The organism is Lacicoccus alkaliphilus DSM 16010 (assembly GCF_900142805.1).
GTDB lineage: Bacteria > Bacillota > Bacilli > Staphylococcales > Salinicoccaceae > Lacicoccus > Lacicoccus alkaliphilus.
This window is the reverse complement of the sequence record NZ_FRCF01000008.1, coordinates 88,900-104,108: the sequence shown is the minus strand read 5'-3', so window position 1 is coordinate 104,108 and position 15,209 is coordinate 88,900. Positions and strand designations below refer to the sequence as shown.

Below are 15,209 nucleotides of genomic sequence, written 5' to 3'. Positions count from 1 at the left end.
GTTGCGATCACGTTGACGCCTGTGGCGAATTTACCCATTGCATTTCTGAACTGACGATCTTCCATTATAATTTCCCCCTTGAGTTTATGATTATAAATCCACCCAGTCGAGCTATTGATTGATAATGTACTTTTGATGTCCTATAATGAAATCGCTACCAACGATCATTATAAAAAAATTCAGGATATAAGCACCCTGGATAGGATACTTAAATATTATCACCGGCAGGATTTAATTATAAGCTACCAACTGTGCTAAAAAATAAGGATTATTAGTACAGAATATACTAATAATTAAATCTATTCTGATTAATCAGGACCGGACAAAGGGGTGCATGAATGATGACCAACACAGTCAATGAGGAGAATAATGTGCAGAAATTAAGTGATGTCTTAAGATTGCCTGATGACCAGTTGGGCAGAATTTTCAATGACCGTACAGTGAGCATACCCGTCTCTGCGTTACATGCCTTGAAGCAGGAATTGATCTTCAGTATCGGAAACGACCGGACAAAAGGCGTTTTCATAAGGTACGGATGGCATACAGGTGTAAGCGAGGGGCAGAGGATGCGGGAGCTGGAATGGGAAAGGGAAGAAGAGCTGGTAAGGGCCGGACCGATGCTTCACAGGATGCATGGCCACCTGGATGATGTCATCGTCGAAGAGATAAAGTACGATGAAGAAGATACAATAAACTACATCAGGGCTTCATGGCACAACTCATATGAAGTGGAGAAGCAGCTGGAATTTGAAGGACCTGCCGATCAGCCGGTCTGCCATACACTTTGCGGGTTTGCCAGTGGCTATTTATCGAGTGCACTCGGCAGGCCGATGCTCGTTAAAGAATCAAAATGCGGCGCAACAGGGGATGGGCAGTGCGAAATGGTCTGCAAGCCCATTGAAGCGTGGGGGACGGATGAGCATGAAACCACATATTACCAGTCATCCAGTGTCATAGAAGAACTGGATGAGGTGGCGGCCAAGTTGAAAGAGGAAAGGGATTATCTCACCACCGCCCATGATGTACACAAGAAAATGATAGAAATCATCCTGTCGAAAAAAGGCCTGGAGCGCATTGTGGATCTGCTCCGGGGCACGACAGGGCTCCCAATATTCATCGAGGATGAGTATCATAACGTTGTTGTGAAGTCCGAAGACGTATCACTTGATTGTGATCTGAAGGAAATGACGGCCAAGACGACACGGTTCTTTGAGCTGGGACCTGAAATCGGTCTGCTCCGGACACCGATTTATTTCGATAATAAAATCCGCGGTTACTGTTCATTCATCTACCACGGGGACAGCAGACCGACGCCACTGGAGCACATGATCATCGATCAGGCGTCGCTCACGGCGTCAATCGTACTGCTGCATGACAACATCAAAATCCAGACCACCCAGAACATCAGACGGAGTTTCCTTACGGACATTCTGGATGAGAAGCTTGAAGAAGAGGAACTGTATAGGATAGCCAAGTATCTGAACCTGGATCCTGAAGGCGATTACTGGGTCTTCACTTTGGAAAAGGGGGAGGGCGAGGACGATGACTTGAGCCTGGAAATTGAGAGGAATGAAAAACTGCTGAGGCATATCAACCTGTTCTTCAAGCAGCGCGGACTGGACATTTTTGCCTGTTATAAGGCGGGAAAGCTGATCTTTGCTTTGGAAGAACAGACGGATAACACACTTTTAAAAGATAAGCCGTCAATGATTAACGATTTACTGAAACATTGCAGAAAGAAGTTTAAACGCCATCAGTTTTATGTCGGTGTCAGTTCTGTTCAGGAAAACATAAACTCACTGCCTGCACTCTACAAAGAGACGGAGATCGCCCTGAATACGAAGGCGGATGACAAAACCGTGCTTTACTATGATGACCTGGGGGTTGAGAAGCTGTTATTCCAGATCTCCGATCAGTCAATGTTGAACAGGTTCGTAGAAAGCCAGATAGGGGAGCTGATCGCTGCGGATAAACATGATGAACTTACGGAGACATTGAAGTATTATATCGAAAACGGCATGAGCATCAATGCGACTTCAAAGGCGATGGCGATGTCGATCTCAGGCCTCCGTTACAGGCTTGAGAAAATCAGTGATCTGCTGAACGTGGAGCTGGATGACACGAAAGCGTTGTTCTCGGTTTATATGGCATTGAACGTGGCTGCCGTGAAGAAGAAGTGAATATGAAAAAGCGCTTATCCCGAATTTCGGGATAAGCGCTTTTCATGATGTCATTGACCTTTCGTGAATGCAAGGATATGGTCGATGAACGGTTCGGTCTTTTCAATCTGCGTCCAGTGGCCGCACTGGTTGAAAAGATGCAGTTCTGCATTAGGCAGTAGCTTCATCAACTTGTAGCTGGTCGCTTCAAACGGGATGACCTGATCTTCCAGTCCGTGGAAGAGGATGGTTTGCTTTTCAATATTCTTGATCTCCTCATCTTCAAGGGACAGTTCCTCAAGCCTTTCCTGCTGGTTGGTGTAGAACATGTTATGGAAAGCCTCTTTGGATTCCGGATCCATGCTCGCCTCATATCTCAATTTGACCAGTTCCTCATTATTTGCGGCTTCCTGGTTGTACGAGAACAACTTGATCAGCTCGCGCATGTTTTCAATGCTCGGGTCATAACCCCACACTTTTTTGAGACCGTATGACAACTCATGTTTCACACCCGCGGGGCCCATCAGGATCAGTTTATTGATCAGGTCAGGCCTTCTGTGGGCGATATGAAGTGCCATGGCACCGCCGAAGGAGTTTCCGACGATATGGACGGGGCCGTCCGAAACTTCCTCGATGAAATTGATCAGGTGGTCCACCCATACATCCAGTCCATACTCGTTCTCCTCGAGTTTCGCGGTCTTGCCGAAACCGATCACGTCCGGTGCAAAGACATGGAATGTCTCACTCAGACGCGGTATCACCAGTCTCCAGTTGGCGAATGCCGAGACTCCGGGGCCGGAGCCATGGATTAATACCATGGTCTCCTTATTGCCGGCGCCCGCCTCAAGGTAGTTTGTCTGAATGCCGTCAACTGTCATCTGTTTTTCAATTTTTTCCAAAGTTGCTTCTTTGACTGCCAAATTCATTACCTCCGAATGTATTATTTATTGGTGACTTCTTCAACTTCAGCTTCAACCGGCTGTCTGTCAGGTGTGCCGTATGCAAGGAAATTCTCAGGCAGGTTGCTGCCGCCGTGCCACAGGATTGCTCTTGCTGCATCTTCGCCTTTCCATTCCACTGTCTTCCAGTCCGGATCGAAGATGAGGTAGCCTGAATCGCCAAACAGCTCAACACGGTTGCCGCCCGGCTCGTATACATACATGCAGTATGCCTGGGATATGCCATGCTTGATCGGTGCAACTTCAATGTGGTGGCCGGCTTCAACAAGCAGCTCGGATAAGTCGATCAGGTTTTGCGGCTGGCCATACCAGTAGCAGATATGGTGAAGGCGCCCCTTTTCCCCCAAAGGATCTGCCATGACTGCAATATCATGGACGAGGTTGGTGACACTCAGCCATGCTGCAACATGGGTATCATCTTCATTTACAATGCGTTCACGTGTTTTGAAACCGAGCGCCTCCTGCATGAATTCAACATTTTTATCTGCATCACTGGAGAGTAGATTGATATGGTCGATACGACGTACCGGCATGCCGCGGTTCGGGCGCTTCTGCACACGGTTCAACAGCTCGGTTTTTTCTTCTTCAGGGCAATCGTAGTAATCAACTTCCCAGAAGATTTCCATCTTATGACCGTCAGGTGATTGGAACTGGTATGCAGGGCCGTGGCCGATATCGCCGTCGATCCAGCCGATGCCGTAACCCGTCTCTTCGATGGCCGCGGCACGTCTTTCAAGTGCTTCAGGTGATTTAGTCCTCAATGCCAGGTGGCCGAGGCCCGCTTCGTGATGCTCTGTGATGATCAGTGAGTTATGGTAGTGATCTTCGTAAGCGCGCAGGTAGACGGAATTGCCTTTCCGCGTCACTTCATTCATTCCAAGCATTTCTTTAAAGAACGTCACTGATTCTTCCAATTTCGGGCTGTAGATTTCCATGTGCGCCAAATGTGCAATATCTAAGATTTCTTCATTAGTCATTTTCATTTCTCCCCTATATTAATATATTTTTTTCATATCATTTCAAATCAAAAGCTTTACCACATCGGGTGGCCGTCCTGACCGACGATCGTCTTGCCGTAACCGACCATGGCGTCTTCATACAGATGGGTCGGGTGGCAGGATACGGCAATCAGGTCACGGACGAATCTTTCCGCGCCGGATTCCCTGTAAAGGGCGTTTCCACCGAGCACCGTCAGAAGTCTGGTGGCGATGAGCGGTGCATGCTTAGCGACATAGCCGCGCATTGCAAACAATTCCTGACGCTCTTCCTCTTCCAGTACTCGGACACCTTTTTCAGCGTAGCCCTGCATCCTTGCAAGGTAATCATCAGCAATCTTCTCAAGAGCATTGTACTCCATCTTGATCTCACCGAGCGTCCGCTGGGAACTGCTGTTGTCCTTCTCCTGTGAATTGTTGTTGTATACTCTGACACGGTTCTCTGTCCTCTCAACGAACTCATCGACAAGTCTCTTCAGGCCGCCGACCAGGATCTGTGAGAATCCGGAAAGGAAGTAGGCGATGTACGGTACGTTGAAGAGCAGGTAATCCTCTTCGTAGTTGCCGTCCGGTGCAGTGGCACCTTCAACGACTCTGCTGAGCGGGAAAACATATTCCGGTGCGACATAGTTTTTATCCAGCTTCACCGCATTGCTCCCCGTGCCGCGGAGGCCCATCGTATCCCAGTTGTCGATGACCTCGACATCCTCCTTACGCACGATGAACAGGCTCAGTTCAGGCTTGTCGCCGTCTTTCATCGTATGGAAAGCACCGAGGGCAATCCAGTCGGACCATAATACGCCGCTGCAGAAGTTCCATTGGCCGCTGACGAGATAGCCTTTGCCGTCGTCTGCATCTTCCACTTTACCGACAGGTGCAAAGACATCGGCCATCAATTCGTTGCTGTTGAATAAAGTATCCCGGGCATCTTTCGGTATGAATGACGGCCACGTTTCATGGATGATGACGAAATACGTCGCCCATGCCGCCGATACACTGTGGTAGGCAACGGTGCGGATGATATCGCCGAACGTTTCAAAATCCAGGTCCTGTCCGCCGTATGCTTTCGGGCGGTGGAGCAGGTGGAAGTTGGATTCCTTCAGCTTTTGGGTGACCTCTTCAGGAAGTCTCCGCTCTTCATCTGTCTGCAGTGCATATTTTTCAGCAAGTTCGCCGATTTCTTTGGCTCTTCTCAGCAACTCTTCACGGGTCACCGGTTGTTGCTTGGTTATGCTGCTCATAAATAATCCCCCTTTGATTTGTAAGCGCTATCAGTTATAGCTTATAAATGAGTATAGAGCAGCATTTTATTTAAATATAGATACGAATCATACGAATACTTAAAATATTTTGACATATTTAATACTAAAAATCCGGAAACCAAAAAACCGCCCGGCATCATGTAGATTGATGTGCCGGACGGTCTGACTCATTTCTGTGCAACAACTTTATTCTTCTGCTCTCCGAGATCGATTGATGCATCTGTACTTTTGATGCTGGCACGGATGACATCGCCGTCTTTCAAATAATCGGTGTTGTCTGTCTGGGCATCCAGGAACCCCTCAACCTTTCCGCTCAACGGTGAGGTGATTTTAGTCGCTGCTTCCAAATCCGCTTTAGATAAGTTCATCGCGACACCGCCGGGCGTCCCGGTGAGCAGTACGTCCCCGGGAGAGAAGTCCATCACCCGGGAGAGTTCCGTCAGCGTTTCCTCAGGTTTGAACAGCAGTTGATTCGTATTGGCCGACTGGCGCAATTCATCGTTGACCCATAAATTCAGTTCCAAATCATGGATTTTCGGATATTCATCTTCATCAAGTATGTAGAGGAACGGGCCCGCCGGGGCGAAGGTGCGGTAACTCTTCCCCCTGAGCCACTGGCCTTCCGGCAGCTGGACATCGCGTGCGGAAATATCATTCATGATGACAAGACCAGCCACATGGTGATGAAGGTTTTCGTTGGTGACATCCACGGGTCCGGATATATCATTACCGATGATGAGGCCGAGCTCGATTTCATAATCGAGAAGCTTCACACCTGCGGGACGGATGACATCCGAATCATGGCTGCACAGTGCACTGTCCGCCTTGCCGAAGATCAAGTTGAACTCGGGGCGGTCGGCGGTCATGCCGGATTCCTGACGGTGACTCGAATAATTCGCCCCCTGGCATACTATGTTGGCGGGCCTGGTGACCGGGCTTGCCAGCACCGCTTCTTTCAAATCGACTGTATCTGAAGGCGGCTCATCAAGTGTGGCCCTGGCCTGATCGACACCTTCCTTCAAAAATTCTGCCAGTGTACCGGAATCATTTTCCACATCAAGGATCTGTTCACCCGAGAGCACTCCCCAGCGGAGGTCGCCGTCTTTCTTATACCTTACTATCTTTAAACCCATCCAATTACACTCCCTTTGTATAAATTAACTCACATTAAACTACTGAACTGATGAACTGTCAATCAATCAGCTGTGTAAAACACTTTTGAATTCAGCATCTGCAGTCTATTTTTTCAAGAGAAAATAAAAGCCATATTATGAAGGAATTGTCGGAACTGCCGAATTTTCATCTCCCGTCAGGGAGGATTTTAATTTTGGGAATTGACAAATGGTCAGTCTTGCCTTAAACTTCAAAATATAATTGTTAACATTTCAGAAAATTAAGAAGAAGACTGGTAGTTCAAATGGATTGGACACCTTTACGTAGAATATGTTTATAAATATGGGGGATGAAGAAATGGAAAAAGTGAAATGTGCAATCATAGGTTCCGGCAACATCGGCAGTGACCTGATGATGAAACTGCTGGAAAATGAATATTTGGAAGTGACCGCACTGATTGGTATCGACCCTGAATCGGAAGGTTTGAAAAGGGCTGAAAAACACGGCGTCAAAGCAATCTCGAACGGCATAGACGGACTGGTGGAAGATCCTGATATTGCGGATATCGTATATGAGGCAACATCAGCAAAAGCGCATCTGCACAACTCGAAGATATTGAAAGACCTCGGCAAAAAGGCGATCGATCTGACACCGGCGGCAGTCGGGCCTTTCCTGGTGCCATCCGTCAACCTGAAGGAAGAAGAAATCCCGCATCTGGAAAATGTCAACATGGTGACATGCGGCGGACAGGCAACGATTCCAATCGTCAAGGCGGTATCGGATGTACTTGAAGTGGATTACGCGGAGATTGTCGCGTCCATCTCGAGCAGGAGCGCCGGACCGGGGACGAGGCAGAATATCGATGAGTTCACGGTGACCACGGCAAATGCTCTGAGGGAAGTCGGAGGTGCCAAAGAGTCGAAGGCGATCATCACTTTGAACCCTGCCGACCCGCCGATACTCATGAGGAATACGATCCACCTGAAGACAGCAGGGGACGCCGAGGGGCAAAAAGATGAAATCCTGAAATCACTCGATGCAATGGTGGAAACCGTTCAGTCCTATGTACCGGGCTACCGCTATAAGGCGGATCCGGTCGTCAAGGGCGACATCGTGACGGTATCCGTTGAAGTTGAAGGCAACGGGGACTTTTTACCGAATTACGCAGGCAACCTGGATATCATCACGGCAGCAGCCGTTAAAACAGGTGAAGTCATCGCGAAAAGTATGCTTGAAAAGGAGAGGGTATGATGAGCCGTAAAATTACAATCAACGATGTCACTTTAAGGGATGGCATGCATGCCATCCGTCATCAGTATTCCAAAGAACAGATTGCAGAACTCGCCCGGGTGGTCGACGATTCCGGTGCGGATATCATCGAGGCGACGCACGGGGACGGCCTTGGCGGCAGCTCGATCCAGTATGGTTTTTCAAAAGAAAGTGAAGAGACCATCATCAGGACGACGGTTGAGAATGTGAAAAATGCAAAAGTCGCCGTGCTGCTCCTTCCTGGAATTGGTGTAATCGATCATCTTGAAAGGGCCCATGACTGGGGCGCGAGTGTGGCACGCGTGGCGACGCATTGTACGGAAGCCGATGTATCCGAACAGCATATCGGAAAGGCTGCAGAGCTCGGGATGGACACGGTTGGATTTTTAATGATGTCCCACCGCACGTCACCGGAAAACCTTCTTGAAGAAGCGAAGAAGATGGAATCCTACGGTGCCGGCACCGTATACGCTGTGGACTCCGCAGGCGCCCTGACGATGGATGGCGTCAAAGAGAGGGTTTCGCTGCTGAAAAATAATCTCGATCCGAAAACGGAAATCGGGTTCCACGGGCATAACAACCTCTCGCTCGCCGTTGCGAATTCCATCGTTGCAATCGAAGAGGGTGCAAACCGCATCGATTCGAGCCTTGCAGGAATGGGTGCAGGCGCCGGCAACACCGCAACGGAACAGCTCGTCGCAGTGCTGAACAGGATGGATATCGAACATAATCTTGATTTGTACAAGACGATGGATGCGGCAGAGAACCTGATGAAACCGATGATGGAGAGACCGGTGCAGATCGACCGTCTGTCCCTGACCCTCGGTTATACAGGTGTCTACTCAAGCTTCCTGCTGTTCGCTGAACGTGCAGGTAAAGAGTATGGCGTGGACCCGCGTGACATACTGACGCGCATTGCAGAGATGGGCGCCGTCGGCGGCCAGGAAGATTGGATCGTCGGTGTCGCACAGGAGCTCGCCGCTAATAAATAAACATTATTAAAATATAAAAAGACTGTAAAATCGCTGATGATTTTACAGTCTTTTTGCATCACTTCGTATTGAAGTTGCGGCGGTCCGGGTCATGGGCAGTATAGTCGCTCTCTTTGGTTTCCTCAAACTTATACTTGTTTCTGATTGCCCGGTCATCCCTTGAAAGGCCTTTATTTTGCGAAGCTTTGACGTCTTCACTCGACGTTTCAATATCATCACGGTTTTCGGTGTCATCGTAACCGTAGGTCGACACATCGACCCTTTCGCCCGTTTCTTTGGTGATATATTCCTCGAATGGCTCTTCGTCGACGACGCGTGCATCCCTCTCGATATCCTCATCACTGATATCTTCACCTTCATCCGGCTGGATCGTCCGGCCTGAGCCTGCAACCATGGCCGCTTCCTGATCTTCATACCGTTTTCCTGCGGTGCCGGCATCATATGTCTGCTCCGGTGCCGCTTCACTCACCCTCGCCTCTTCGTTGCTGACTGCATCACTCTTCTCTCCCGAGTCCGTATGCGCGGGGCCTTCGGTTGTGCGGTCATCGTCCGCCCGGGCGGCATCTGCTTCTATTATCCTGACACGTGAGCCGGATGCTTTAGTGCCATAACCGGCTGCCTCTTTATCCTCCCGTGTCGTGTCATCTGCATTGGTGCCGTAATCGCTCACATCCTTGTCCTCCCGTGTCCGGCCATCTGAATTGGTGCCGGGTTTGTTACTGATGCCCCGTGAATCGACATCCACTTCTTCGTCGCGCACATCGCTGCGCTCGTTTTCACCTGAACTCAACGTGGAACCGGGAGCAGTGTTTGCTGAAACGGCGGCTGCTCTGTCTGTGCCCGGCAGGCCGGGATCATCTTCTTCCCGTCGGTATTCGGCATCGTGGCGCTCGCCGCCGACCGCATCATCATCACTTTGAATGTTTGCCTCGTCTTCTTCATTGTTGCCGAGGTTTTCTTCCGAGGCGCTCCGGGCCTCTTCGCTGACGAACATCAAGATGTCTCCAGCCTGAAGGGCCGTCATGTATTCCTCCCTGTTCGCCTCATCCAGTCCAAGGTCTGCCATCGCCCGTTCTTCAGGCTTTTCAGAAGTGAAGAATGACACAAATTTGTCCCATGCTGTGCCGTCTGCACTTTTGAAATTGACGTTCGTGTAATTCAGGGAGGTCCCTTCCAGACCTTCTTTTGAAAAGACGGTGATATCATCGTCGCTGACACCGTCAGCACGCAGCTGTTCAATTCTTCCAATGAGTTCCTGTTCGCTTTTGAAGTTTTCAAACTTTCTCATGAGTACCCCTCCAGGCATGATAATTTATCAATTAGAAATCTCGTGTACTGTAAAGATACCCTCTCGTCATGCAGATAAAACGATGAACGTTTTTCCAACCTGAAGATAAAAAAATCTCCCTGATATATCAGGGAGATGTAGACCATTTATGATTATTAAAATCTATCCTTGTCATTATCTCTGCTGCGGTCATGATCGAGTGCCGAGTCATCTTCCTTGACGTCCAATTCTTCACGGCGGACATCCTCTTCCACGTGCTCAGTGTCAGTGACCTTGTTTTTCTTGACGACGACTTCTTCATCGACGACATTGTCTTTTGATACATTCACTTTTTCCTCATGGAGCGGGACGTTGATCGAGTCGTCCCCATCAAGTGAGGTGTCATCGAATGAACCACCAGCCCTTTTTTCACCTGAAACCGGACGGCGTTCGATTTCGACTTCTTCCCTCTCAACAGGAACGTCCACTTCCTGACGTTCAGTTTCAACATGCTTGTCCACCTGCACTTCACCTGTCTTGACATTTTCCTTGTCGACATTCAGTCTTTCTTCGCGAAGTTCAAGTGACTCTTCTTCGTCCGTTCTGCCTGCAGCCCCAGCATCTCTCGTTGTGCCGGCTGCAGCGCCTGTACCTGTAACATCATCTTCTGCACGCATCGTACCTTCGTAGTCCTTATCCATTTGGTTCCCTTCTTCGGTGTTCGGGGAAGGTCTGAGCGCTTCATCCTCTTTTCTGCCGGCCTTATCGTTCAGGTGTCCCTGGTTCTGGGCCACGCCGTCGTCGGCGGGATCCGGCACCCGGTCTTCCGAGCTCGTTGAGGCGACGGGTGATTCCGTTGTTTCACGTGTTCCGGCACCCACTCCAGCGCCAGCTGCAGCACCGGTGCCCATTTGAGACTCCGGTGGCGTGTTGTCGTCTACATATAACAGGATATCTCCAGCCTGCATGGCATTGATGTATTCCTGCTGCTCCGATTCACTCAAGTTCATATCTTTCATGACGCGCTCTTCAGGCTCTTCCGAAGTGAAGAAGGCCGCAAATTTATCCCATGCAGAACCTTCCGCATCCTTGAAATTGACATCAGTGTAATTCAGTGATGTGTTTTCGAGGGAATCTTTTGAAAATACTGTGATTTCATCATCGCGCACCCCATCGGCACGCAGCTGCTCGATTCTTCCGACAAGTTCCTGTTCGCTTTTAAACTTTTCCATCTTGCTCATCAGTACCCCTCCAGGCATAATAATTATTTTTACATTAAGTGATTCTTTACTTAATTGATCTATAAAAACGATACCCCTTCATGAAAATATTAAACAGGAATAAAAATATTTGTTGACAAAGCAGACCTGCGATATATATTTAAATTATTATAATAAGGGGGCAGCATATTGACGACTATAGGGGACAGGATCAGGCGGGAGCGCACAAAACAGAGGATTTCACAGAAGATGCTGAGCAGGGGGATATGCTCGCAGTCCAGCCTGTCCAGGCTTGAGAACAACAATGGGAGTCTCTCCATGATGAAAGTGAACCAGATTCTCGGGAGGCTGAACTTATCCTTCAATGACTTATTGGCAAATGAGGGGATGACCGGGGAGGAGGTTTTTACAAATGAACTGGATGCCGCAAGGGAACAGAATGATTATGCGGCAATGATGAAGGTCCTGGATGTGCATCAGGGGAATGTGAAGGCGTCCAGCGATAAAGTTAAAATGTATGCGAAATGGCACCGGGGGCTTGTGTCATTTCATGAAATGTCTTATGAGGACGCCGAGACCCAGCTTCGCCATGCGATTTACATTGCGGATAAACACAGGCTGAGCAGTTATCTCCCTCATCTCTACATGGCGCTCGGGGACACAAAGCATCACCTCGGGGAAAAAGCATTGAAATATTATGCGGACGCCGATAAACTTTACCGGAAATTGAATATCGATGATTTCAGGCTGGGGACGAAAATATTGTATCATCTGACCGCATGTTACAGTAATGAGGGCCAGCACCATCAGGTGATCTTGAAATGTAAAAAAGCGATCAACATATTGAGTATGAATTTTTCTTCTTATATGATGTGTGAAATCTACGATTTATGGCTGAAAGCCCTGGCCGGCCTGGGTGAGAAAAAAGGATACGATGACTTGAGGCAGCGGGCGCACATCATTTTTGAACAGCACAGCTGTCTTGAAATGTGGGAAAAATCAAAAAACTATCCAGTTGTGGATAGTTAGCTTCCGGCTATTCCTTTGCAGGTGAACCTCAACTATCATTTATATTAATAAAGAGGGGGTAATAAATATGAATGATGATTACAGGATGTACTGCAATGAATGGGCCGAAAAAGGAGTATATGGGAGAAAAGCGTCAGGAAATGAAAACCATAATGTATCGGAATGTGTATTTTAAATGGGGACGGACGATAAGCCGCTCAGTCGCAAAGAAGAACGCCTGCTGGTTTATTTATTATTGATGGAACGGCGTGACCGGTACACCAAAGGCAGTGAGAACTACAGGAATTATGAATATTACATCGATATCGTCATCAATGGCATTGAGAGTAAGTATAATGAAATATTCGAGCATGTACATCATATGGATGAGGGGATATCAAAAAAAGTAAGTGAAGAAGTGGAGATCATACTGACGATGTATCACTGCATTGAAACTTCCTTCGAGTTTTTGAGCCACTCGGACCAGCAGTATTTAAGAAAGAAATACATCATAGAGTTTGCAGGTTTCAGAAGCGATATCGAAAGTGAACATAAGTATTTGAGCTACTATAGATTCCTGAAGAAGCATGAACAGCAGAAGCTGCCGCGGGTCATTGAAAATCCGGATATGGATATAGAGACATACCGTAAAATGCTGCTCAAATTCAAAGACTTCAACATACCCAAAGTCGGCATCCCGACTTACATAACCAAGCAGCAGCTGGTTGAACTGTTCTCAGTGCAGGAGGGTAAAGGACGGATTCCGGCACGGGGAAGGCGCAAACACCCGCATCAGAGATGATGCGGGTGTTTCATCATGTGCTAATATGCACCGGCATCCGGCGCTTTGCCGGCATCTTTTTCCCTTGCATATTTTTCATCATCCGTATAAAAGAGGAAAAACTCCCCGTTTTTGATCCTTTCCAAATATTCAACCGACGATGCATCATCCAATTCGATTTTCTGCATGAAATTTTTTGCCGGTTCATTTGCAGAGAACATCGACTTCATGCTTTCACCTTCATCAAAGTAAGGATGGAAGTAGATGTCCGTATATTTGATCCACTGCATCTCATCAGGATCCGCTTCTTCAGCAGCCAGTACATGGAAATCGGATTCGTAATACCCCTCACCCTTCAATAATTCAATCTCTTCCAACAATTCATCACGATTCGGGAAAAACTCATAATAATTCATATCGATGCCTCCGATTATTAAATGTATTATTATGTATCTACCCCGGCGCCCTGAATTTTACTCATTTCATAATGAAGATATTTGTACTATAATCATGTACAATAAAGTTGTATGTCATCATTGTTTTTGTTATCATAAGTAATTATTTATTTCATATAATCACAATAATATGGATTGTGAGTTTCTAGGGTTTTCCTTAAAAAAACCTGCTATGAGATAACAATTAATTGAATACTTTAATTGTTCTTCGTCATATTCATTTATTGGAGGTTATCATCAAATTTTGGAGGCAAATAATATGTGGGAAAGAAAGTTTGAAAAAGAAGGTTTGACGTTTGATGATGTATTGCTGCTCCCTGCGCATTCAGAAGTGCTGCCGAAAGATGTTGATTTATCCGTACAGCTGTCACCGCAAATCAAGTTGAACATCCCTGTACTGAGTGCAGGCATGGATACTGTCACAGAGTCGGCTATGGCTATTGCGATTGCGAGACAGGGCGGACTTGGCGTGATACACAAGAACATGTCGATCGAAGCACAGGCGGAGGAAGTCGAGAAAGTCAAACGTTCCGAAAATGGTGTAATCAAAAATCCATTCTTCCTGACTAAAGAAGAACAAGTATATGCAGCAGAACACCTCATGGGCAAATACCGCATCTCCGGGGTGCCGATCGTGAACAACCCTGAAGAAAAGAAACTGATCGGCATCATCACGAACCGTGACCTGCGATTCATTGAAGACTATTCGATGACGATTGATGAAGTGATGACGAAAGAGGATCTGGTGACCGGCAAAGTGGGTACGACGCTTGAAGAAGCAAGCCGCATCCTGCAGGCGCACCGCATTGAAAAGCTCCCGCTGGTGGACGAAAATGATGTCCTGCAGGGATTGATCACAATCAAGGATATCGAGAAAGTGATCGAGTTCCCATACTCTGCAAAAGATGAGCAGGGCCGCCTGCTTGTCGCAGCGGCGATCGGGGTGGCCAAAGAGACTGAAAAACGTGCTGAAGAACTCATCAAAGCGGGCGTCGATGCGCTCGTCATAGATACTGCCCACGGCCATTCACAGGGCGTGCTCGATGCGATAAAGGATATCCGGGAGAAGTTTGAGGACATCACATTGATTGCCGGCAACGTCGCAACTGCAGAAGGTGCTGCAGCATTGTACGATGCGGGTGTGGATGTCGTCAAAGTCGGCATCGGTCCGGGATCGATCTGTACGACACGTGTCGTCACAGGTGTCGGGGTGCCGCAGATCACTGCGGTTTACGATGCAGCTACGGAAGCACGCAGGCGCGGCAAGGCGATCATCGCGGACGGCGGCATCAAACTGTCCGGCGATATCACAAAGGCGCTTGCCGCAGGCGGACATGCAATCATGCTCGGCAGCCTGCTTGCCGGAACGACGGAATCCCCGGGCGAAGTTGAAATGTTCCAGGGCCGCCGCTACAAGACATATCGCGGCATGGGCTCAATGGGCGCGATGGACCAGGGTTCGAAAGACCGCTACTTCCAGGAGGACAAGGAATCCAAGAAGTATGTCCCGGAAGGCATCGAAGGCCGTACCGAGTATAAAGGACCGGTCGAGGATACGATCTACCAGCTGATGGGCGGATTGAAATCAGGCATGGGCTATACAGGCAGCGCAGACCTTGAGGCATTACGTGAAAATTCCCAGTTTATAAAAATCACGGGTGCAAGTTTAGTGGAAAGTCATCCGCATAACATCCAGATCACTAAAGAAGCGCCGAACTACACTACCTAG

At 48.2% G+C, this 15,209-nt stretch carries 13 protein-coding genes and 1 riboswitch; of the genes, 6 read left to right on the top strand and 7 right to left on the bottom strand.

The genetic code is table 11. The annotated features are described in order from the left end of the window. Positions 1-338: 338 nt before the first annotated feature. Positions 339-2,180 (top strand): XylR N-terminal domain-containing protein, encoded by a 1,842-nt coding sequence (locus BUA12_RS09500; protein ID WP_245772801.1) that lies wholly within the window; start codon positions 339-341, stop codon positions 2,178-2,180. A gap of 50 nt (positions 2,181-2,230) precedes the next feature. Here BUA12_RS09500 and BUA12_RS09495 read toward each other — a convergent pair whose 3' ends face one another. The 4 genes from BUA12_RS09495 to BUA12_RS09480 all read right to left on the bottom strand — a co-directional run bounded on the left by BUA12_RS09495 (position 2,231) and on the right by BUA12_RS09480 (position 6,508). Further along, a complete protein-coding gene (locus tag BUA12_RS09495; protein WP_072710375.1) occupies positions 2,231-3,037 on the bottom strand; it encodes an alpha/beta fold hydrolase in 807 nt (268 codons plus the stop codon). A gap of 62 nt (positions 3,038-3,099) precedes the next feature. Then, a complete protein-coding gene (locus tag BUA12_RS09490) occupies positions 3,100-4,095 on the bottom strand; it encodes a catechol 2,3-dioxygenase (protein ID WP_072710367.1) in 996 nt (331 codons plus the stop codon). A gap of 56 nt (positions 4,096-4,151) precedes the next feature. Next, complete coding sequence (locus BUA12_RS09485; protein ID WP_072710366.1) at positions 4,152-5,354, bottom strand: acyl-CoA dehydrogenase family protein; 1,203 nt, start codon at positions 5,352-5,354, stop codon at positions 4,152-4,154. Positions 5,355-5,542: 188 nt separating this feature from the next. Beyond that, positions 5,543-6,508 carry a fumarylacetoacetate hydrolase family protein gene (locus tag BUA12_RS09480; protein ID WP_072710365.1) on the bottom strand — a complete coding sequence of 322 codons (966 nt, stop codon included), beginning with the start codon at positions 6,506-6,508 and terminating at the stop codon, positions 5,543-5,545. Positions 6,509-6,845: 337 nt separating this feature from the next. Here BUA12_RS09480 and BUA12_RS09475 point away from each other — a divergent pair, with 337 nt between their 5' ends. Together BUA12_RS09475 and dmpG are read left to right on the top strand one after the other, a co-directional pair. Then, positions 6,846-7,739, top strand: coding sequence for an acetaldehyde dehydrogenase (acetylating) (locus BUA12_RS09475; RefSeq protein ID WP_072710364.1), 894 nt, complete (start codon positions 6,846-6,848; stop codon positions 7,737-7,739). Next, positions 7,736-8,749 carry a 4-hydroxy-2-oxovalerate aldolase gene (dmpG, locus tag BUA12_RS09470; RefSeq protein WP_072710363.1) on the top strand — a complete coding sequence of 338 codons (1,014 nt, stop codon included), beginning with the start codon at positions 7,736-7,738 and terminating at the stop codon, positions 8,747-8,749. The genes BUA12_RS09475 and dmpG overlap by 4 nt, the downstream gene beginning before the upstream one ends. A 58-nt stretch (positions 8,750-8,807) precedes the next feature. On the opposite strand, the gene BUA12_RS09465 is transcribed toward dmpG, so the two are convergent. Further along, positions 8,808-10,037, bottom strand: coding sequence for a general stress protein (locus tag BUA12_RS09465; protein WP_072710362.1), 1,230 nt, complete (start codon positions 10,035-10,037; stop codon positions 8,808-8,810). Positions 10,038-10,192: 155 nt separating this feature from the next. Further along, a complete protein-coding gene (locus tag BUA12_RS09460; protein ID WP_072710361.1) occupies positions 10,193-11,257 on the bottom strand; it encodes a DUF2382 domain-containing protein in 1,065 nt (354 codons plus the stop codon). A gap of 168 nt (positions 11,258-11,425) precedes the next feature. Here BUA12_RS09460 and BUA12_RS09455 point away from each other — a divergent pair, with 168 nt between their 5' ends. Next, the gene (locus tag BUA12_RS09455) at positions 11,426-12,265 is read left to right on the top strand and encodes a helix-turn-helix domain-containing protein (protein ID WP_072710360.1); all 840 of its coding nucleotides are present in this window, start codon (positions 11,426-11,428) and stop codon (positions 12,263-12,265) included. A gap of 175 nt (positions 12,266-12,440) precedes the next feature. Further along, entirely contained in the window at positions 12,441-13,046 is a 606-nt protein-coding gene (locus BUA12_RS09450) for a YfbU family protein (protein ID WP_072710359.1), read from the top strand. A gap of 20 nt (positions 13,047-13,066) precedes the next feature. On the opposite strand, the gene BUA12_RS09445 is transcribed toward BUA12_RS09450, so the two are convergent. Next, entirely contained in the window at positions 13,067-13,441 is a 375-nt protein-coding gene (locus BUA12_RS09445) for a general stress protein (RefSeq protein ID WP_072710358.1), read from the bottom strand. Between the two features lie 131 nt (positions 13,442-13,572). Then, positions 13,573-13,673, top strand: a riboswitch (purine riboswitch). 66 nt (positions 13,674-13,739) lie between these two features. Between BUA12_RS09445 and guaB the strand changes: the two genes are divergently transcribed. Then, the gene (gene guaB, locus BUA12_RS09440; protein WP_072710357.1) at positions 13,740-15,209 is read left to right on the top strand and encodes an IMP dehydrogenase; all 1,470 of its coding nucleotides are present in this window, start codon (positions 13,740-13,742) and stop codon (positions 15,207-15,209) included.

Bases quoted from the DNA above. Each gene is read 5' to 3' on its own strand.
- BUA12_RS09500 (WP_245772801.1), top strand. From the start codon at position 339: ATGATGACCAACACAGTCAATGAGGAGAATAATGTGCAGAAATTAAGT.
- BUA12_RS09495 (WP_072710375.1), bottom strand. From the start codon at position 3,037: ATGACAGTTGACGGCATTCAGACAAACTACCTTGAGGCGGGCGCCGGC.
- BUA12_RS09465 (WP_072710362.1), bottom strand. From the start codon at position 10,037: ATGAGAAAGTTTGAAAACTTCAAAAGCGAACAGGAACTCATTGGAAGA.
- BUA12_RS09490 (WP_072710367.1), bottom strand. From the start codon at position 4,095: ATGACTAATGAAGAAATCTTAGATATTGCACATTTGGCGCACATGGAA.
- BUA12_RS09480 (WP_072710365.1), bottom strand. From the start codon at position 6,508: ATGGGTTTAAAGATAGTAAGGTATAAGAAAGACGGCGACCTCCGCTGG.
- dmpG (WP_072710363.1), top strand. From the start codon at position 7,736: ATGATGAGCCGTAAAATTACAATCAACGATGTCACTTTAAGGGATGGC.
- BUA12_RS09475 (WP_072710364.1), top strand. From the start codon at position 6,846: ATGGAAAAAGTGAAATGTGCAATCATAGGTTCCGGCAACATCGGCAGT.
- BUA12_RS09450 (WP_072710359.1), top strand. From the start codon at position 12,441: ATGGGGACGGACGATAAGCCGCTCAGTCGCAAAGAAGAACGCCTGCTG.
- guaB (WP_072710357.1), top strand. From the start codon at position 13,740: ATGTGGGAAAGAAAGTTTGAAAAAGAAGGTTTGACGTTTGATGATGTA.
- BUA12_RS09445 (WP_072710358.1), bottom strand. From the start codon at position 13,441: ATGAATTATTATGAGTTTTTCCCGAATCGTGATGAATTGTTGGAAGAG.
- BUA12_RS09460 (WP_072710361.1), bottom strand. From the start codon at position 11,257: ATGAGCAAGATGGAAAAGTTTAAAAGCGAACAGGAACTTGTCGGAAGA.
- BUA12_RS09485 (WP_072710366.1), bottom strand. From the start codon at position 5,354: ATGAGCAGCATAACCAAGCAACAACCGGTGACCCGTGAAGAGTTGCTG.